Consider the following 19354-nt stretch of genomic DNA (forward strand, 5'->3'; position numbering starts at 1 on the left):
TTAGGTCACCTGCTTTAATTTGGGGTCTAGCGCATCGCGTAGGCCATCACCAGTCAGGTTGATTGATAAGGCAGCTAAAAAGATAGCGACACCTGGCCAAATGGCGAGCCAAACGTTACTTTGAATATACTGACGTGCTGTGCCCAGCATAGCGCCCCATTCAGCATCAGGTGGTTGCACGCCAAATCCTAAGAAACCAATCGCACCTGCTTCTAAAATCGCTGATGAAAAAATCATCGTCGCTTGTACGATTAGTGGCGCCATACAGTTGGGTAAAATCGTTACAAACAAGAGTCTGAGCACGCCAGCACCCATCACTTGTGAGGCAATAAAATACTCGCGTTGCAGCTCTACCATCGCGGTAGCTCGAGTGAGACGAATGAAAGGCGGCGTACAGACCAATGCAATGGTGATAATCGTATTGGTCATTGAAGGGCCTAAGATTGCCGCAATGATAATGGCCAATAGCAAGCTGGGGTAGGACATCAAAATATCATTGACCAACATGACAGCTTTGCCCCAAACTTTAGGCCAAAATGCAGCACTTAGTCCTAACGAGATACCGACCAACATAGCAAGCGTGGTCGCACTCAGACCGATGAATAAAGAATAACGCGCGCCATACATCACGCGAGACAGCGTATCGCGACCAGCATCGTCCGTACCCAGCCAAAACATAGTATCACCACCGCTTAAAAACGCAGGCGGTAATTGCTCTTGACCTGTAAACAATTCATAAGGATCGTGAGGGGCAAGGGCTGGTGCAAATATGGCAATAATAACCATCAATGCCAAGACAATAAATCCAATGACAGCGCCTTTGTTTCGGCAAAATGTCGATAAAAATAACTGCCAAGATGAAGGCGGCGTGGCTGCCACAAGGTTGGCATCAGAGGGAAGAGTAGAAGACTTCATGAGCAGTTCCTATAGTGGCGAACGCGTTGAAAGTGGCTAGAATCTTATTCCTAATAAGGAGATAGATTTTGCTAAAAACTCTAAAGACCACTCAAGCGCTAATCGTCCCTATTTATAATATGAGTATTTATCAATGTTAGATTAAGAAGTATGGCGAATACGTGGATTGATTAAGCCATACAAAATATCAATAAATAAGCTAACCAAAATCAAGGCAGTGGCGACCAACAAGATACCGTTTTGCACGATTGGATAATCACGTGTGAAAAAGCCATCAAGTAGCCAATTACCAACGCCTGGCCAGCTAAAGATGGTCTCAGTAATAATAGCGCCTGCAAGCAAAGTTGCCATCTGTAAGCCAACCACCGTAACAACGGTAATCAATGCATTACGCATCACGTGTATCAAAATCACGCGGCGCGGTGACAAACCCTTGGCTCGAGCCGTACGCACATAATCTTCATCCAATACTTCCAGCATCGCAGAGCGTGTCATACGCGCAATCATCGCAAGTGGAATGGTCGATAAAGCAATAGAAGGCAAGATAAAATGTTTGACCACGTCCCAAAACGCACCCGGTTCTCCTGAGGTCAGAGAGCCTAATAACCATGAGCCATATAAGGGCTGTACATCTAAAAACTGAGCGACAGAGATCACACCAGCGACGGGCAGTAGGCCGAGATAATGGGCAAAGATACCAGTGAGTATAGGACCCAATAAATAAATGGGCATGGAGTAGCCAGCGAGAGCGCCTGACATTAGCGTGTAATCAATCCAAGTACCGCGGCGCAGTGCGGCAAAAATACCCAAACTGATACCAACGACACTCGCAATGATGATCGCACACAGCGCCAACTCTAATGTTGGTACAAAGTGGGCAAAAAAATCTTGTAAGACTGGGGCGCGCGTACGAAAGGACGCACCAAAGTCACCGGTTAAGATACCGCTCAAGTAGTCCCAATATTGGACGATGAGCGGTTTGTCCAATCCCAATCTTTCTAAAGCGCGAGCATGTAGCTCTGGATCAACCATACGCTCACCCATCATAATCTCAACGGCATCGCCAGGGACGAGACGTATCAGGGTAAAGGTTGAGAGAGTTAAGCCTAGATAGACAGGAATGAGGATGGCAATTCGACGCAAAATATAAAGTAGCATAAGCCGCTCGACAGTTGTGGTTCGATGATTAGAGAGGTAGCAGTGATAAGAATGCCCGTGACAGGGTATTTAATGTATGTTGATGCGGTTGGAACAAAAGATTTGATCCAACCGACTACCCATTAAATAATAAAGCCTGTCTTGCTGGGCTTAGCGGAGTGCGCTATTCGACCTTCACGCCATCGAAGCGTACGGCACCAAGCGGACTGATTTTGAAATCCACAACATTTGGTGCAGTGAATACGGTTACTACCGAATGCGCCATTGTCGTCCAAGGAAGTTGCTCTTTGAATATCTGTTGAGCTTGTACATAATCATCCACACGTTCATCTTGATTAGTGACCTGACGCGCTTTCATGACTAAGTTGTCAAAGTCTTTGTTACACCAGCGTGAGTAGTTATTACCACCGACAGCGTCACAAGACAGTAACGAGCCTAACCAGTTATCAGGGTCACCATTATCACCCGTCCAACCTGCCAAGATCACATCAGGCTCACCTTTCGCCGCGCGTTTTAGGTATTCGCCCCACTCGTAGGTGACCAGCTTGGCATCGACACCAATCTTCGCCCAGTCTGCTTGTAGCATTTCGGCCATTAGCTTGGCATTGGGGTTGTATGGTCGTTGAACGGGCATATACCATAGATTGATAGACATATTGTCCGCGCCAGCTTCTTTGATCAAAGCTTTTGCTTTTTCGACGTCATAAGGTGCATCTTTAAGCGATTTGTCGTAACCCCACTGCGTTGGCGGCATTGGGTTGGTGGCCTTGAGACCCTCGCTTTGATAGACGGCATTGATGATCGCATCTTTATTAATCGCCATATCTAATGCTTGACGGACTCTAAGATCACTCAGCTTTGGTTTTTCGACGTTGTAGCCCACATAGCCGACGTTAAAACCTGGTTGATCAAGAACGGTGGCTTTACCCGATTTTTTGACCGATTCAATTTCGGCAGGTTTTGGATAAGCCGATACATGACATTCGCCCGCTTGAACTTTTTGCGCACGAACCGCTGAATCTTTGGTGATGACAAAGACTAAGTTGTCGATGTGGATATTATCTTTGTCCCAATAATCTGGGTTTTTGGTATAACGAATTTGGGCGTCTTTTTGATAAGACGTAAAGACGAAAGGTCCAGTACCGACTGGCTTGTTATTGATATCAGGCTCATTACCAGAAGCCATCAATTTGTCTGCATATTCAGCAGAATTGATATAAGCAAACGGCATGGCTAGATTTTGTAAAAATGGCGCATTGGTTTCGCTGAGCGTGACTTTTACCGTGTAATCGTCAACTTTTTCAATGTTGGAAATGATATCAGGCAGTCCCATGCCAACCGAATATGGGAATTCAGCAGGGTAGGCTTTGTTAAATTCAAATTCTGGGTTGGTGAGACGTTCTAGGGTAAAAATGAGGTCATCTGCATTAAAATCGCGGCTTGGTGTGAAGTAATCTGTTTTACCGAACTTGACGCCTTTTCGAAGATTAAAGGTGTAAGTCTTGCCGTCTTCGCTAATATCCCAGCTTTCCGCCAGTCCTGGCTGAATCTCAGTACCATCTCTTTTGAATTGCACCAAACCGTTATAGATAGGATAAGCGCTCGCATCAAAATCAGTACCAGCAGTATATTGCGCTGGATCGAAACCAGCAGGGCTGCCTTCTGAGCAGTAAAGTAGGGTTTTGGCAGCTTTGGCATCTGAGCTGGCAGCAGAGTCATCAGTGGTTTTGTTATCGCCACTACAGGCACTGATGCCTAAGATAAGAGTCGCTAACATTGTCAGTTTGAAGAGTGATTTTTGCATTCTTACATCCTATGTAATGATAAGTAGTCGCCCATACATTGATATGTTTGTATTCAAGCCATGAATACAGCTGGCGTTTTTCTAATTCCTTTTAAAGCTTTTATTTATATAAGGTTTTTAGTGTACAAAGTAAGAAGCAACTCAGTTTTTAGCGACTTCAATTTCGCTTTGCAACACCCATTAATATAAACAAGTGGTCTGAATATACTCCTTTAAATAGGAAAAGCGCAAGGGGTATATAAAAAAGTTTTGATACATATATGAAATAGTTTTGATAGAAAGCTGTGACTTTTTAAGGCTCCTAATCTTGCTGAAACAATTGTGATTAAAGCGTTTGCTTGGCTATATTTTGTACAACTGACTCACTCAATACGACAGGATTGTATTTCAAAAATATTTACTATTTTTTATGATTATAAATGGGGACAGGGATAATAAATGAGGGCTGGCACGCATATACGTTGGTGCCAATGAACGTTGTCATCACCAGTAAGGAAAAAGTACTCATATGAGAACAGTTTGATGGTTTTTGAAATTACACGGCACAAATCTCTGAGCGTACAATGAAGCGTTTGCCTTCAGGGATTTCTAACGAGAAGCTTGCTCCGCGTCCATTGACTACATCAATGGTCAAGTCTGTGTGTTGCCAAAGCTGATACTGGGCTTTACCCATATAAAATGGACAGCCAGCCAGCTCACCGACCAAAACATCTTGTCCGCCTACTTTAAATTCGCCCAGTGGATAACACATAGGCGAGCTACCATCACAGCAACCACCTGATTGATGGAACATCAGCTCGCCATGTTTGGACTTGAGTAAATCGATTAATTCTTTGCAGGCTTCTGTGGCTGTTACTTTCATGATGATTTCCTTCTCGTTAAAAGCATGAACGTTAAGAGCATAGGGGCTGAATATAAAAAGCCGCATCATTTTCGCTCACGCTATATATAGCCTGTGATTGAAGAAGATGCGGCTTACTGCTTCACTTAAGTGTGAATAAAACCATAATTTAGATAACCATCTTGATTACTAACAATCACTAAGACAGTTATCATCTTATCAAGCCACGCTAAGTGCTCAATCACATTGCGTGGCAAGCTAAGTCGTATAAATTCTCATCAAAAGTTAAGATTTGCTCTAGAAGAAGCCCATCTTTTTAGGACTATAAGAGACCAGCATGTTTTTGGTTTGTTGGTAATGATCGAGCATCATCAGATGGTTTTCGCGACCGATACCTGATTGCTTATAGCCACCAAAAGCAGCATGCGATGGGTAAATGTGATAACAGTTGGTCCATACGCGGCCTGCTTGAATACCCCGCCCGAAGCGATATGCCTTATGAACGCTACGTGTCCAAACGCCAGCACCGAGGCCATACAAGGTGTCATTGGCAATTTTCATCGCTTCTTCGTCATCTTTAAAGGTAGTGACAGCAAGCACAGGCCCAAAAATCTCTTCTTGGAACACGCGCATGTCGTTTGTACCTTCAAAGATGGTTGGCTTAACATAGTAACCATCTGATAAGTCGCCATCATGCTTGGCTTGCTCGCCACCGACCAAAACCTTCGCTCCTTCTTTTTTACCAATATCAAGATAAGAAAGGATTTTTTCTAACTGATCTGAGCTGGCTTGCGCCCCAATCATGGTATCTGTATCTAATGGATTGCCCATTTTGATGGCTTCGACACGAGCGATACAACGTTTGATAAATTCATCATAAATGCTTTCATGTACCAGTGCTCGAGACGGACACGTACAGACTTCGCCTTGGTTTAACGCAAACATAACCAAGCCTTCGACGGCTTTGTCTAAGAAGTCATCGTCTTCATCCATTATATCGGCAAAGAAGATATTGGGGCTTTTACCACCAAGCTCTAGGGTGACAGGAATGATGTTTTCGCTCGCATACTGCATAATGAGGCGACCAGTTGTGGTCTCGCCAGTAAAGGCAACTTTATTGATACGTGGATTAGAGGCCAGTGGTTTACCTGCTTCAACCCCAAAACCATTGACAATATTGAGGACGCCTTTTGGCAAAAGGTCAGCGATACCGATGGTTTCCAACATATATAAAATAGAAGCGGGCGTTTGTTCTGCTGGCTTCATCACGATACAGTTACCTGCCGCAAGCGCTGGGGCAATTTTCCAAACGGCCATTAAGATAGGAAAGTTCCATGGGATAATTTGACCAACGACGCCAAGCGGTTCATGGAAGTGATAAGCAACCGTGTCTTCATCGATTTGGCTAATACCGCCTTCTTGCGCGCGGATGGCACTGGCAAAATAGCGGAACTGATCGATGGCTAGCGGAATGTCTGCCATCAAAGTCTCGCGCACGGGCTTGCCGTTTTCATAACATTCAGCGATGGCAATGGCTTCTAAGTTGGCTTCCATGCGATCAGCGATTTTGAGCAACAGATTAGCACGATCGGTGACGCTGGTTTTACCCCAAGCATCTTTGGCAGCATGGGCGGCATCTAGCGCTTTTTCGATATCGGCTTCTTTCGAGCGGGCAACTTGGCAAATAGTCTTGCCATCAATAGGGCTAGGGTTATCAAAGTATTCACCATCGACTGGTGCGACCCACTCACCGTTGATGAAATTGTCATATTTTTCGCGGAATTGGACGGGACTGTTTTCAGTATTGGGATAGGCGTATAACATTAACGACTCCTTGTTGTGTATTATGGTTATTGGATAACAAATATTTGGCCTTCCTAACCAAGTATGACTCTATCGTACTGAGCTTTTGTGCGGAGGAATAATGACTTTTTATAATGATATATTTCGTCTCACAAAACTTCTGGTTATGTGGTATATGATGGTGAAAGTGGTTCGCAAAACGGGTGTAGCTGTTATAATCATGGCAGCTGTTTTTGCTTATAGTGAATATTCAATAAAATGGGTACACGTCATTGCAACGCGTGACTGCTACAAATTTTTCTTACTTGCTGTGCCTATGCAGATAGAGCCTACAAAAAATTTATACCAGCCCCGTTGACACTTTTTATATTGACCTGATCACATATTATTTTTCTCATGCTATTTTTATTATTACTACTCATTTAATTGGTTTGGATATATGCGTCAATCTTCTGCTCTTGATATCTTAAAAACAGGTCAAAATGTCTTTTTAACGGGCTCAGCAGGCTCAGGTAAGACCTATACCCTCAATCAATACATTGATTATTTGCGTGCACGCCGAGTACCAGTGGCTGTGACTGCTAGTACAGGTATCGCCGCCACCCATATGAGTGGTACGACTATTCATAGCTGGTCGGGGATCGGCATCAAAGATGAGTTGTCGGATCGTGACTTGAGCAATTTATCGCGCAAACAGTTTTTGGCTGATCGATTAAAAGACACGGCGGTATTGATTATCGATGAGATATCGATGCTGCACGCCAAGCAGCTCAACTTGGTGAGTCAAGTGCTCAAGTATGTGCGCAAAAATGACAAAGCGTTTGGCGGTATTCAGGTTGTGGTTGCAGGCGATTTTTTTCAGTTACCACCGATTGGTAGTAAAGGTGAAACCAACCGCGAGAAATTCGCCTTTATGTCAGAGGCGTGGCTCGATGCCAAGTTCCATATTTGCTACTTGAGTGAGCAGCACAGACAGGTCAGTGAAGCGGCCAATGGCGGTTTGGATTTGGATGATATTTTGAACCAAATCCGCCGTCAGGAAGTCACTTTTGAGGCCATCGCTGCGCTAGAAGCCACCTTTGATCAAGACGTCGATATCAAGCGCACGCGCCTTTATACGCACAATCTCAATGTCAACAAAATCAATGATAAAGAGCTTGCCGCGCTAGAAGGTGACATGATGCGCTTTGAGGCGACGTCGACTGGCGATAGTAAGCTGGTTGAGACATTGAAAAAAACGGTACGGACTCAAGACGACCTGATTCTTAAAATTGGCGCCAAGGTCATGTTTATCAAAAACAATTCTGAGCTTGGTGTCTCGAATGGCACGATGGGCGAGCTGATAGGATTTGCTGCCGTCAAGATTGAGGATAATCAAGATAATAGTAGTGCGTTGATTGAAGACGATGAAGACGTGGATAATGGCACTGAAAGCGACACTGACAACGCTACTGAAAACGATGAAGCGTCGGCAAAGACTGCCAAAACAAAGCCAAAAAAAGACAGTGATAAAAAGCAGCCCAAGCCTAAAAAAACCACCACACAGAAAATGCCTGTGGTGAGACTCAATTCAGGACGTGAAGTAGTCGCGGAACCTGAAGAATGGATCATTGAAGATGAGACAGGTGAGGTGCTGGCAAGCTATGAGCAAGTACCGCTATGCTTGGCGTGGGCAATCACCATTCATAAGTCGCAAGGGATGACGTTAGATGCTGCTGAGATTGACTTGTCTCGTACGTTTGAGCTTGGGCAAGGTTATGTGGCGTTGTCACGGTTGAAGTCGCTGGCAGGCTTGCAGCTGCTTGGTATGAATGATATGAGCTTGCAACTTGACCCATTGGCACGCGGTGCTGATAGACGCTTTTTGGTCTTGTCTGATGAAGCCGATGCCAATTATGCGATGCTTGATGAAGAAAGTATGACGCAGGCGCATGAAAAATTCATTCTTAAATCAGGCGGTACGCTGAGTAAGTCAATCATCGATGCCTATGCCAATCTACAAAAAAAGCGCCGCGAGCAACTGCAAGCGCAGCAAGACAAAAAACAAAAACTTGGCAATCAAGTCTCTGATAAGTCGGACAGTACGCTGTTAGCCACACGAATACTGTTAGAAGAAAGTTTGTCTATTGCTGAGATTTCACAAGCACGCCAGCTGTCTCAGTCGACCATCATGCGCCATATTGCTGAGCTGAGGTCTCAAGACTCAAGCTTGTTGTGTGATCATTTGCGCCCAGACGATGAGGTGATGACAGCGGTTGGCAACGCGTATATCGCGATCAAGGTGGCCAATAATCCAAATGACTTTAATGATGACGGCAGCATCAAACTGCGTCCGATCTTTGATCATCTTAAACAGGGTATTGATTACAATACCATTCGCTTGGCTCTCATCTTTATTACGCCATAACAGCTCACACGTCTTTCAATGCGTTCATTACCTATTAAAGACTCTTGGTGAAAACCCTATTGGTTGATGCATGAGGGCGCTTCGTCTTTCGCGCTCCGTGTTTATGCTTTTTTTTCTTATTCCCCTTTAAAGCGATCATTTGTTATGCCTGATTTTTCTAGTGCCAATTATCAATTGACATCCGATCCAGTCGCCGCCGTATTTCGTGCCACAGGTGAGCACACACAGCCACTAAGAGTCGCCATCAATGGTTTTGGGCGTATAGGGCGCAATGTATTACGCGCATTGTTAGAGCGTTTTGAAGTATTGGGCCGCGCCATCCATGTGGTCGCTATTAATGACTTAGGGCCAGCAGATATTTTATTGCATTTGCTAAAGTTTGACAGTACGCATGGGCGCTTAAGTCGATTGGGAGTCAGTGCTGAGATTGTAGAAACTCACATCAATGACGATAATAAAACTCAGCTTTGTCTGACTAAGAACAATCTGACCTATTGTATTACGATGCTCTCAGAGCCTAATCCCAAGCATCTACCGTGGCAGGCGCTTGGCGTCGATGTGGTATTAGAGTGTACAGGGCACTTTCGCTCTTATGAGCAAGCGCATCTACATATTGAGGCAGGGGCACACCAAGTCATTATTGGTGCCGCGCCTTTTGACGATGTAGATGCTTGCATTGTCATGGGCGTGAATGCAAATGAGTTGACACGCGCTTTACCGATTATCTCTAGCGTTTCTTGTACCACTCAGGCGCTAGTACCACTGATTGATACTTTGGATAAGGCATTTGGGGTAAGGTCAGCAATGATGACCGAGATTCATGCAGTCACAGCCGATCAAACGGTCTTAGATCAAGCGCATCGTGATCCCAGACGCGCGCGTGCTTCTGGTTATAATATTATTCCCACCACATCTAGTAGTATTGCGGCCACTGAGCGTGTGCTACCAGCGATGATAGGTAAAATAAATGGTCACTCGATACGGGTGCCAACCATCGATGTTGCTGCCATCGATGTGACTTTTGTGTTTGAGCAAGCTGATGTCAGTATTGAAACAGTGGGCGAAGTGCTGAAATCTGCTAGCCAAGCGCATTTGCTCGATATCATGGCGTATACCGATGAGCCATTGGTTTCCAGTGATTTTATCCATCAGACCGAATCGCTTATTATCGATGGACAGCAGCTGATGCGAGTGGGCGATCAATATAAGGTATTTGCTTGGTATGATAACGAATGGGGCTATGCCAATAGACTACTGGATATGTGCCTGCATCTCGCTTCAAACGAGTAAAATATGAGCAATTATGAGGTATCAGAAAATTATTTTCATTTTTTTAGAATATAGGCTTGCATTATAAAATGATCTGTATATAATGATGCACCAATGGAGACGTGGCAGAGCGGTTGAATGCACCGGTCTTGAAAACCGGCAAGGGTTCATAGCCCTTCGAGAGTTCGAATCTCTCCGTCTCCGCCAAATTCGAAAAGCCCCCAATCATCACTGATTGGGGGCTTTTTTTATGCGTATATAAAATGGCCGCACATTGAGGTTAGTTTTATTTATATTGGACTGACTATACTAACGGTTACTTCACAAGTGACTGAGCAAATTCGATCGTTTCGCCATCTTCTAATACAAGAGTGCCTTCACTAATTTCAATGGTCATGTCTTTCGAGTTTTTGATGGCTCGCATGACGTTGATGTCTTCAATGCTACTTTCAATGACTATTTTTCCAGATTGCTCTGGCTGAATGGATGGCTCGAACTCAATCAATGGAACGTTAAAGTGCTTGCCTTTCTTTAAATTGGCATCTTGCATGGTCAACGTACCCTTAAAGCTTCGGATAGCGACTTTACCGTGGTTTGATAGCATAAACTGTAGCTTTACTTGGTTCAAACTATCGCTATCGCTACTTTTGACGGGAAGTAGGGCAACAGGATAATTCAGAGTTGGGTTGGTGGCTTGTTGATGCGTCACAATAGGGCTTTTTTTACCCGTTGGGTTATTAGGATGCAAACGCTCATATTCACGCTGTTGTATGAGCGCTTTTTCAATAGTAGTACGCGGCATCGCGCCCGACTCATAAGCTTCGCTCAGCTTCATGCGCAGCATATATCGACTCAGCAGTTGCTGGTCAGACTCAGGAAGTTGCTCTAAGGTTGCCCCCAACTTTTTTTGCCATTGATCTGAGTCGGTTGGTATGGTTTGTTTGGTCGGGTCTGTTTGTGGCTGCGAGCAGCCAGGAGCGATTGCTAGTATCGATAAAGTCATCGTTAATAACAAAGCTTTGTTGAAACGCTGATATGAATTCATTATCGTACACCTCCTAGTAAATGCTCATCAATAGTAACAACTGTTTTCTTAATATACCGTGTTTGATTGTCTGTTGTGTTTAATTATGGCTAAATACTGTAGGAAACTTAATATAGCGATAAAGAAATAGGTGTGGCGTAATTCATAGAGAAAAGAGGCACAAAAAAAAGACTGAGCGCCTGTCGGAGCACTCAGTCTTTTTTAATGATGGTCTGCTATATGTGCTTTTAGTCGTTGTCTTGCAGCTCAGATAAAGGATGAGTGATGTTATTATTGTGCGTGTCTACGATAGCCTGATCAATGATGTGCTGACTCACACCGCGCTTGCGTAGCGTTTCGATAAAGACTTCATCGTGTGCCAAGGTGTAATCCTGATGGTCACGATCAAGACCTTGGCGGATGTATAGGCGAATAAGCCCTTGAATACGTTTAAAGCCCAACTCTGTCGACGTTGATTCTAATAAGGCAATCATCTCTTCAGACAGGCGAATACTGATCGGGCGCATGATTTTTTGCGGATGATCAGAAAACTTATTTTTTACACGTACAGGTATCATAATAAACCATTACTTTTAGTGAGTAGGAGTAAAGCACTCAGACAAAAAACAAACCAATCAAAACTAACCTTACCATACAACAAAAATGCTTAAAAGAACACCACGGTTGCGCGAATATTATGATCAGTCATTACAAAATGGTGGCAATAAAAAAACCTTCATCATTAAGTGATGAAGGTTTTTAGTATATGGCTCTCCAACCTGGGCTCGAACCAGGGACACACGGATTAACAGTCCGTTGCTCTACCAACTGAGCTATTGGAGAATAAGCTGTCATAACAGTAAGCAGTTTAAGCTTTATAAAAGCCTAATCGCTTGGCTTGTTTGCGTTATGTGGGGCACATTTTAGCCAAGTCGTCATAGGCTGTCAACCTTATTATGCTATTAATTATGAATAATATCGAAATTTATCAAAAATAGTCTTTTAGCCTTTATTCCACATATTATCTGGGACGGGTTTTATCCCACGTATTTATCTAGGTATTCCTTTATTAGTGCGGGTTTGAGGCACGTAATCCATGCCAATTTTTTATAAAAAAGTCGCTCGGTAAGGTCTGATTTTTCCATACATATTTGAGTTGAAACCGGTAAATAGCTGATATTTTTGAGTTTTAAAACGATTCAATACCATGAAATACCATATTCACCCTTCACATTACAGGTTTCTTGCTATAGAATACCGACCGTATGGTTTCTTTTGATGGAAACTTTAATCACTGATGCTCAATTTGAGACGGGTACTTTTAACATGAGTCCAACGACTATTGCTTATGTCTATCTTGCCGCTGCCATCACTTGTGAAGTCATTGGTACGACTTTTCTTGCAAAATCAGAACAGTTCACACGTTTGGTACCAACGCTCATTATGTTTGTGCTTTATGCACTCTCTTTTTATGCACTGACGCAAACGCTAAAAGTAATACCGCTCGGCATTGCTTATGCATTGTGGGGCGGGTTGGGAATTGTACTGACTTCGCTCGCGAGCGTGTTTATCTTTAAGCAAAGTCTTGATGCAGCAGCAGTGATCGGTATTGCTATGATTGTTGGTGGCGTTATAGTAATGAATTTATTGTCTAATTCTGTGGTGCATTGATATGAATATAGAAACGGAAAATGCTCATAAGCGTAAAAAACAACCAGAAGTGGTTCGACGAGCCTTACTAGATCAGGCAGCACGCATCACGCTGGAGCAAGGGTTGTCTAAGGTGACATTTCAAGCGGTCGCTGATGCAACTGGCGTGACCAAAGGTGGCGTCATGCATCACTTCGCCACCAAAAATGCACTGGTGCTTGAAGTATTCAATGATGCCATGGCTAAGTTTGAAGCAGAAGTAGATGCAGCGATGGCCAAAGATGCTGTGTCTTATGGCTCTTTTACTCGTGCCTATATAGATGCCACCATCAGTTTGGGCGAGAAAGGGCAAGAAGAGTTCGATAATCAAGCGACACTATATGTGTTGATGCTGGGCGACAGTGAGCTGCGGGCATTATGGGCCAAATGGGCAAATGAGCAGTTGAAAAAGCATGAAGCCACAGACAATACCGAAACCTTATGTATGGTGCGATTGGTTGCTGATGGTATTTGGCTCTCTGATTTTTCAGGCATCAACATATCGGAAAAACAGTCATTACGTGACCGCTTAATCAAAATGACGCAGCGTGATTTTGATCAATAAAAGTAGAGCGATCAATCACCGTAAAACACGATAATTTTATTTTAATATGCAAACAATGGCGAACTATTTGGTTTGAGTGATTAATTAATTGATCAGTGAATTGATTAATAAATAACGCTTACCAGTCGTCGTAAGGAGAACATACTCATGACAGATTCAATCAACGTAACAGACATCATTGATTTACAGCAAACACAAACCGCCTATATCAACGGTCGCTATCTGCCAGTCGATGCATCGCTTACCACGTTTGAAGATATCAATCCAGCGACTGGCGAGGTCTTGACAACCATTCAGCAAACGACCCTAGAGCAGATTAATGACGCTGTGCAGGCGGCTAAGCAAGGTCAAAAAATCTGGGCTGCAATGACACCCGTCGAGCGTAGCCGTATTTTATTAAATGCAGTGGATATATTACGTGAGCGTAATGATGTGCTGGCATTGCTCGAAACAAAAGACACTGGTAAAGCGTACTCCGAAACCAAGTATGTGGATATTGTCACCGGTGCCGATGTTGTTGAATATTATGCAGGCCTTGCGCCAATGATAGAGGGTCGTCAGATTCCATTGCGTGACAGCAGTTTTGTATACACGCGCCGTGAGCCACTGGGTGTGGTCGCAGGTATTGGTGCGTGGAACTATCCTATTCAGATCGCAATGTGGAAGGCCGCGCCAGCATTAGCCGCTGGTAATGCGATGATCTTTAAGCCTTCTGAAGTCACGCCTTTAACGGCATTAAAACTGGCAGAGATTTTCACAGAAGCAGGACTGCCCAATGGGGTGTTTAATGTCGTGCAAGGCAATTACGAAGTCGGCGAAGCACTCACTCAGCATCCAGATATCGCCAAAGTATCGTTTACGGGTGGCGTACCAACGGGCAAAAAGGTTATGTCAAGTGCGGCTTCCTCGTCTCTTAAAGATGTAACGCTAGAGCTTGGTGGTAAATCGCCATTGATTATATTTGATGATGCCGATATCGATATGGCGGCCGACATTGCGATGATGGCGAACTTTTATAGCAGTGGCCAAGTATGTACCAATGGCACACGCGTATTCGTACCAAAAGCGCTACAAACCAAGTTTGAGCAGGCTATTTTGACTCGTGTTGAGCGTATCAAGCTGGGCGATCCGATGGATGAAAACATCAATATGGGCCCATTGGTGAGCTTCCCGCATATGGAAAGAGTGCTAAATTATATCGAGCAAGGTAAAGCCAGCAGCGCACGTTTGCTTGTGGGCGGTGATAGAGTCACGAATGGCTCACTAGCTAACGGAGCGTTTGTCGCGCCGACGGTCTTTACCGACTGTAGTGATGATATGACTATCGTCCGTGAAGAGATCTTTGGCCCTGTCATGTCGATATTGACTTACGAGACTGAAGAAGAAGTCATTTGCCGTGCCAATGATACGGATTACGGTCTGGCAGCAGGCGTGGTAACCGCTGATCTAACACGCGCTCATCGTGTCATTGCTCAAATCGAAGCAGGCATTTGCTGGTTGAACACGTGGGGCGAGTCGGCAGCACAGATGCCAGTTGGTGGTTATAAGCACTCAGGTATTGGTCGCGAAAATGGCGTTGAAGCGCTTGAGCATTATACGCAGACCAAATCTATCCAAGTAGAATTGGGTGCATTTGAGTCCGTATTTTAAGAATTTTATTGAAAAAACACTTAGACAATAGGGTTTTATTGAGGCGCATGTGCTTTTTTATTCAATCCTACTGATAGTAAATGACGTATTTTTCAATACTGACCTTTTTTAAGATTATGGAGTATTTTATGACATCAACCACACCTGAGTATGACTACATTATCGTCGGGGCAGGTTCTGCAGGGAACGTCTTGGCCACTCGCTTGACGGAAGATGCCAATATCAAAGTATTACTACTAGAGGCGGGTCGCCCAGATTATCGACTGGACTTTCGTACGCAGATGCCAGCCGCGCTTGCCATGCCTTTGCAAGGAACCACCTACAACTGGGGTTATAAGACCGACCCTGAGCCTTATATGAACAATCGCGTGATGGACTGCGGCCGAGGCAAAGGTCTTGGCGGCTCGTCATTGATCAATGGCATGTGTTATATCCGCGGTAATGCGTTGGATTTTGATGATTGGGCGAAGCTAGACGGTCTGTCAGATTGGACGTATCTGGACTGCTTGCCGTATTTTAAGAAGTCAGAAAATCGTGATGTTGGCGAAAATGACTATCATGGCGCAGGTGGCCCTGTTGAGATGACCACGTCAAAACCTGGGGTCAATCCACTGTTTCAGGCGATGATTGAAGCGGGCGTGCAAGCTGGGTTCCCGGCTACTGATGACTTAAACGGCTATCAGCAAGAAGGTTTTGGTCCGATGGATCGCTTTGTGACGCCTAATGGTCGCCGTGCGTCGACTGCTCGCGGTTATCTGGATACTGCAAAAACGCGTAGCAATATCACGATTTTGACGGGTGCGTTGACGGATGTCATCTTATTTGATGGTAAGCGTGCTGTCGGTGTTAAAGTCGAGCACCAAGGTCAGACCAAAAACTTTTATGCTGCTCGTGAAGTCATTGCCTCATCAGGTGCCATTGCTTCACCGCAATTGTTGCAGCGTTCAGGCATTGGCCCTGGTCAATGGTTAAAAGACTTGGGCGTGGCAGAAGTCTTAAATCTACCAGGAGTGGGTAATAACCTTCAAGACCATCTTGAGTTATACATGCAGTATGAATGTAAGCTGCCTGTCTCCATTGCGCCTGCCAACAAGTGGTGGAACAAACCTGCTATTGGTGCGGAGTGGTTATTTAATGGCACAGGGCTTGGCGCTTCCAATCAGTTCGAGGGTGGCGGCTTTATTCGCACGGATGAGAAGTTTACACATCCCAATATTCAGTATCATTTCTTACCACTTGCGGTTCGTTATGATGGTCGAAGTGCCAGTGATTCGCACAGTTTTCAGGCACATGTGGGCTCATTGCGTTCACCCAGTCGTGGCCGTGTCAAGCTGACCTCAAAAGATCCAAGCGCCCATCCAAGTATTTTGTTTAACTATATGTCTCATGATCAAGACTGGCAAGAGTTCCGTGCGGCCATGCGTATCACTCGTGAGATTATGCATCAACCTGCGCTTGACCCTTACCGTGGTCGCGCGCTCTCACCAAGCGAAGACTTGGTGACCGACCAGCAGTTGGATGACTATGTACGCGAGCATGGTGAGACGGCTTACCATCCTTCTTGTACCTGTGCGATGGGTGAAGGTAATGATGCTGTCGTCAACGGCGAAGGGTTGGTACATGGTATCGATGGCTTGCGTGTCGTTGATGCGTCTATTATGCCCAATATCATCAGTGGTAATCTGAATGCCACCACCATTATGTTGGCAGAAAAAATAGCGGACAAGATGAAAGGCGTGCAACTGCCACGTTCGACAGCAGATTATTATGTTGCCAATGGCGCACCATTGCGAGCCGAACCGATGCGTGACTATAGCTCTATCGTATAAGAAGCCTATTTTAATTGGCTGTAAAGATTATCAGCAAAATAGTGAGATAAGACAACTTCAACAAAAAGACCTTTTCAAACAAAGGTCTTTTTTATCAGCGCTGACGTAGCTCATGTATTAAATGAATTGGGATTAATATAGTTGGCGTTGTCTCGGTTATTTGTATAACCATTTCTTATTTATTGGTACTGCTTTGTGCGTCATGCATCCAGAAGGTTATAACGGACAAAGCACTATCACAGTGTCTAATTTACTTATTGAGGTCGTTTATGTACAGCTCGCCATCAGAAGATGCGACAAAACCCTTAACCCTAAATAAAGTCGTGTTTTTAGGCTCCGCTATTATTTCTATTTTATTAATAATTTGGACCATTGTTTTTCCAGATTATAGTCAAACGCTACTTAGCTCAAGTATGGCATTGGTATCAGCGAATTTTGGTTGGTACTATATGCTGGTCGTGGCCGCTTACAGTATATTTGCGTTGTTTGTTGGTTTTTCTAAGTATGGTGATATCAAACTTGGACAAGACCATGAAAAGGCTCAGTTTCCCTTTTTAGCGTGGGCCGCCATGCTGTTCTCGGCGGGTATCGGCATTGACTTACTGTTTTTTGGTGCATCTGAACCCTTGATGCATTATTTGACGCCGCATGCCGGGCTTGAACCTGCTAGCTCTGAGGCTATGCGTCAGGCGCTTGCACAAACCTTTTTGCATTGGGGTTTGCATGGTTGGGGTATTTACGCCCTCATCGGTATGGCACTAGCGTATTTCGCTTATCGTAAGAATATGCCGCTTGCGCTGCGTTCACCCTTGACACCCATATTTGGCGAGCGCTTGATTAAAGGCTGGCTTGGTGATGGCATTGATACTTTTGGTGTTGTATGTACATTGATGGGGATTGCAACCAGTCTGGGTATTGGTGTTTTGCAGGCCAATGCTGGATTGACCCATGTATTCGGTATCGAATCTAGCAAAACCGTTCAAGCTTTAATCATTGTAGGTGTCGTGGCTGCTGCTGCGGTCTCTGCGATGACAGGGGTTGAAAAAGGCGTACGCCGCTTATCTGAATTTAACATGCTGTCTTCAATATTGTTACTGCTCGCCATATTGATTATGGGCAATACCGTTTACTTGTTAAATGCGTTTACCCAAAATATTGGTCAGTATTTTCAAACAATCGTTGCAAAAACGTTTGACGTTTATGCTTATGATGGTGCCGCTGGTGCTGAGTGGAAATCAGCGTGGACAATATTTTTCTGGGCATGGTGGGTGGCTTGGGCACCGTTTGTAGGCTTGTTTATTGCTCGTATCAGCCGTGGTCGCACCTTACGTGAATTCGTGTTTGGCGTGATGTTTATCCCGCTTGGTTTTATCTTTGCATGGTTCTCTATCTTTGGGAACTCAGCGATAGACTTGGTTGCCAATGGTGCCACTGAGCTTGGTGAAATCGCGGTCAATGATGCAGCCATGGGTATGTTTGCGCTGTTTGAGTATTTTCCGTACAGCAGCGTCTTATCATTTGCTGGTGTGATTATTGGTTTGATATTTTTTGTGACTTCAGCTGACTCAGGCGCTCTGGTATTGGCAAATCTGAGCTCAAAAGGCATGACCAATGATACAGATGCGCCCGTCTGGTTGCGCTTGTTTTGGGCGGCAGCAACGGGTCTTATCACCTTGGGCTTATTGTTTGCTGGTGGCTTTGCTTCATTGCAGTCGGTCTCTGTGATTGCTGGTCTGCCATTCTCATTGATCCTTGTGCTTTATATGATGTCGATGTGGAAATCATTGAAAGAAGAGGGCAATAAACGCAAAGCCAGTACGATTGGTACAGCAAACGTCCTCGACAGTGGTAAAGGTTGGAAAGCTCGCCTGCAACGTATTGTGAGCTTCCCTGGACACAAGCAAGTCGAAAGATTTTTGCAAACGGTAGTGATGCCAGCAATGACCGAAGTGGAAAAAGAGTTTGCAGCAGGCGGTCTTAAAACGGCTTTAGATATTCGTAATCTTGATAGTATCGGTCAAAATATCGATGCAGGCATAGGTCAGGACAGTGGTCAGATAGATGGCCTAAAATTGCGTGTTGGTCATGGTGATGAAGATGACTTTATTTATGAGGTCAATTTGATCAAAGCTGAACGCCCGAATTTTACACTGAATACGTCAAACAAGCAGGCAGAGTTTTATTATCGTGCTGAGGTGTTCTTAAGTGAGGGCTCGCAAGAGTATGACTTGGTTGGTTATACTAAAGAGCAAGTATTGGTTGATATCCTAAATCAGTATGAGCGTCACTTGCAGTACTTACATCTTGAGCGTTAACTCTCTGCTTCGGTGAGTTACCAATGTATGTACAGTAAGTTTAAGTAGTATTTATAAATAACAACCCCATAAGCTACTTTTGGCT

The 19354-nt window shown here is 44.5% G+C and carries 14 protein-coding genes and 2 tRNA genes; 8 read left to right on the forward strand and 8 right to left on the reverse strand.

The annotated features are described in order from the left end of the window. The 5 genes from FW759_RS04465 to exaC all read right to left on the reverse strand — a co-directional run bounded on the left by FW759_RS04465 (nucleotide 1) and on the right by exaC (nucleotide 6542). A complete protein-coding gene (locus FW759_RS04465; protein ID WP_062845187.1) occupies nucleotides 1–915 on the reverse strand; it encodes an ABC transporter permease in 915 nt (304 codons plus the stop codon). Nucleotides 916–1056: 141 nt separating this feature from the next. Then, nucleotides 1057–2073: an ABC transporter permease gene (locus FW759_RS04470; RefSeq protein ID WP_062845186.1), complete on the reverse strand. Its 1017-nt coding sequence runs from the start codon at nucleotides 2071–2073 to the stop codon at nucleotides 1057–1059. A 163-nt stretch (nucleotides 2074–2236) separates the two neighbouring features. Beyond that, entirely contained in the window at nucleotides 2237–3877 is a 1641-nt protein-coding gene (locus FW759_RS04475; protein WP_443531338.1) for an ABC transporter substrate-binding protein, read from the reverse strand. A gap of 535 nt (nucleotides 3878–4412) precedes the next feature. Further along, a complete protein-coding gene (locus FW759_RS04480) occupies nucleotides 4413–4739 on the reverse strand; it encodes a DUF779 domain-containing protein (protein ID WP_095570011.1) in 327 nt (108 codons plus the stop codon). Between the two features lie 276 nt (nucleotides 4740–5015). Next, nucleotides 5016–6542 carry an acetaldehyde dehydrogenase ExaC gene (exaC, locus tag FW759_RS04485; protein ID WP_443567321.1) on the reverse strand — a complete coding sequence of 509 codons (1527 nt, stop codon included), beginning with the start codon at nucleotides 6540–6542 and terminating at the stop codon, nucleotides 5016–5018. A gap of 418 nt (nucleotides 6543–6960) precedes the next feature. Between exaC and FW759_RS04490 the strand changes: the two genes are divergently transcribed. The 3 genes from FW759_RS04490 to FW759_RS04500 all read left to right on the forward strand — a co-directional run bounded on the left by FW759_RS04490 (nucleotide 6961) and on the right by FW759_RS04500 (nucleotide 10404). Continuing rightward, nucleotides 6961–8928: an AAA family ATPase gene (locus FW759_RS04490; RefSeq protein ID WP_446442325.1), complete on the forward strand. Its 1968-nt coding sequence runs from the start codon at nucleotides 6961–6963 to the stop codon at nucleotides 8926–8928. A gap of 144 nt (nucleotides 8929–9072) precedes the next feature. After that, nucleotides 9073–10218 (forward strand): type I glyceraldehyde-3-phosphate dehydrogenase, encoded by a 1146-nt coding sequence (locus FW759_RS04495; protein WP_446442326.1) that lies wholly within the window; start codon nucleotides 9073–9075, stop codon nucleotides 10216–10218. Between the two features lie 95 nt (nucleotides 10219–10313). Continuing rightward, nucleotides 10314–10404: transfer RNA gene (locus FW759_RS04500), tRNA-Ser, on the forward strand. A 109-nt stretch (nucleotides 10405–10513) separates the two neighbouring features. Here FW759_RS04500 and FW759_RS04505 read toward each other — a convergent pair. The 3 genes from FW759_RS04505 to FW759_RS04515 all read right to left on the reverse strand — a co-directional run bounded on the left by FW759_RS04505 (nucleotide 10514) and on the right by FW759_RS04515 (nucleotide 12064). After that, nucleotides 10514–11242: a hypothetical protein gene (locus tag FW759_RS04505; protein WP_443567325.1), complete on the reverse strand. Its 729-nt coding sequence runs from the start codon at nucleotides 11240–11242 to the stop codon at nucleotides 10514–10516. Nucleotides 11243–11469: 227 nt separating this feature from the next. Then, complete coding sequence (locus FW759_RS04510) at nucleotides 11470–11799, reverse strand: hypothetical protein (protein WP_062845178.1); 330 nt, start codon at nucleotides 11797–11799, stop codon at nucleotides 11470–11472. Between the two features lie 189 nt (nucleotides 11800–11988). After that, a tRNA-Asn gene (locus tag FW759_RS04515) sits at nucleotides 11989–12064 on the reverse strand. Between the two features lie 483 nt (nucleotides 12065–12547). On the opposite strand from FW759_RS04515, the gene FW759_RS04520 reads away from it, so the two are divergent. From FW759_RS04520 to betT, 5 genes are all read left to right on the forward strand, one after another. Further along, nucleotides 12548–12892 (forward strand): DMT family transporter, encoded by a 345-nt coding sequence (locus FW759_RS04520; RefSeq protein ID WP_062845978.1) that lies wholly within the window; start codon nucleotides 12548–12550, stop codon nucleotides 12890–12892. Between the two features lies 1 nt (nucleotide 12893). Further along, nucleotides 12894–13475, forward strand: coding sequence for a TetR/AcrR family transcriptional regulator (locus tag FW759_RS04525; protein ID WP_353670223.1), 582 nt, complete (start codon nucleotides 12894–12896; stop codon nucleotides 13473–13475). A gap of 147 nt (nucleotides 13476–13622) precedes the next feature. Then, entirely contained in the window at nucleotides 13623–15125 is a 1503-nt protein-coding gene (gene betB / locus FW759_RS04530; RefSeq protein WP_446442327.1) for a betaine-aldehyde dehydrogenase, read from the forward strand. 128 nt (nucleotides 15126–15253) lie between these two features. Next, nucleotides 15254–16954 carry a choline dehydrogenase gene (betA, locus tag FW759_RS04535; RefSeq protein ID WP_446442328.1) on the forward strand — a complete coding sequence of 567 codons (1701 nt, stop codon included), beginning with the start codon at nucleotides 15254–15256 and terminating at the stop codon, nucleotides 16952–16954. Nucleotides 16955–17223: 269 nt separating this feature from the next. Further along, nucleotides 17224–19269, forward strand: a complete 2046-nt coding sequence (gene betT, locus FW759_RS04540; RefSeq protein ID WP_095570115.1) for a choline BCCT transporter BetT — start codon at nucleotides 17224–17226, stop codon at nucleotides 19267–19269. The last annotated feature ends 85 nt before the right edge of the window (nucleotides 19270–19354 follow it).

The sequence above is a fragment of the Psychrobacter sp. 1176_08 genome, assembly GCF_052850615.1.

Coding starts and splice junctions, on each gene's coding strand:
- FW759_RS04475 (WP_443531338.1), bottom strand. CDS start 3,877: ATGCAAAAATCACTCTTCAAACTGACAATGTTAGCGACTCTTATCTTA.
- FW759_RS04520 (WP_062845978.1), top strand. CDS start 12,548: ATGAGTCCAACGACTATTGCTTATGTCTATCTTGCCGCTGCCATCACT.
- betT (WP_095570115.1), top strand. CDS start 17,224: ATGTACAGCTCGCCATCAGAAGATGCGACAAAACCCTTAACCCTAAAT.
- FW759_RS04495 (WP_446442326.1), top strand. CDS start 9,073: ATGCCTGATTTTTCTAGTGCCAATTATCAATTGACATCCGATCCAGTC.
- FW759_RS04525 (WP_353670223.1), top strand. CDS start 12,894: ATGAATATAGAAACGGAAAATGCTCATAAGCGTAAAAAACAACCAGAA.
- betA (WP_446442328.1), top strand. CDS start 15,254: ATGACATCAACCACACCTGAGTATGACTACATTATCGTCGGGGCAGGT.
- FW759_RS04465 (WP_062845187.1), bottom strand. CDS start 915: ATGAAGTCTTCTACTCTTCCCTCTGATGCCAACCTTGTGGCAGCCACG.
- FW759_RS04470 (WP_062845186.1), bottom strand. CDS start 2,073: ATGCTACTTTATATTTTGCGTCGAATTGCCATCCTCATTCCTGTCTAT.
- FW759_RS04490 (WP_446442325.1), top strand. CDS start 6,961: ATGCGTCAATCTTCTGCTCTTGATATCTTAAAAACAGGTCAAAATGTC.
- FW759_RS04510 (WP_062845178.1), bottom strand. CDS start 11,799: ATGATACCTGTACGTGTAAAAAATAAGTTTTCTGATCATCCGCAAAAA.
- FW759_RS04480 (WP_095570011.1), bottom strand. CDS start 4,739: ATGAAAGTAACAGCCACAGAAGCCTGCAAAGAATTAATCGATTTACTC.
- FW759_RS04505 (WP_443567325.1), bottom strand. CDS start 11,242: ATGAATTCATATCAGCGTTTCAACAAAGCTTTGTTATTAACGATGACT.
- betB (WP_446442327.1), top strand. CDS start 13,623: ATGACAGATTCAATCAACGTAACAGACATCATTGATTTACAGCAAACA.
- exaC (WP_443567321.1), bottom strand. CDS start 6,542: ATGTTATACGCCTATCCCAATACTGAAAACAGTCCCGTCCAATTCCGC.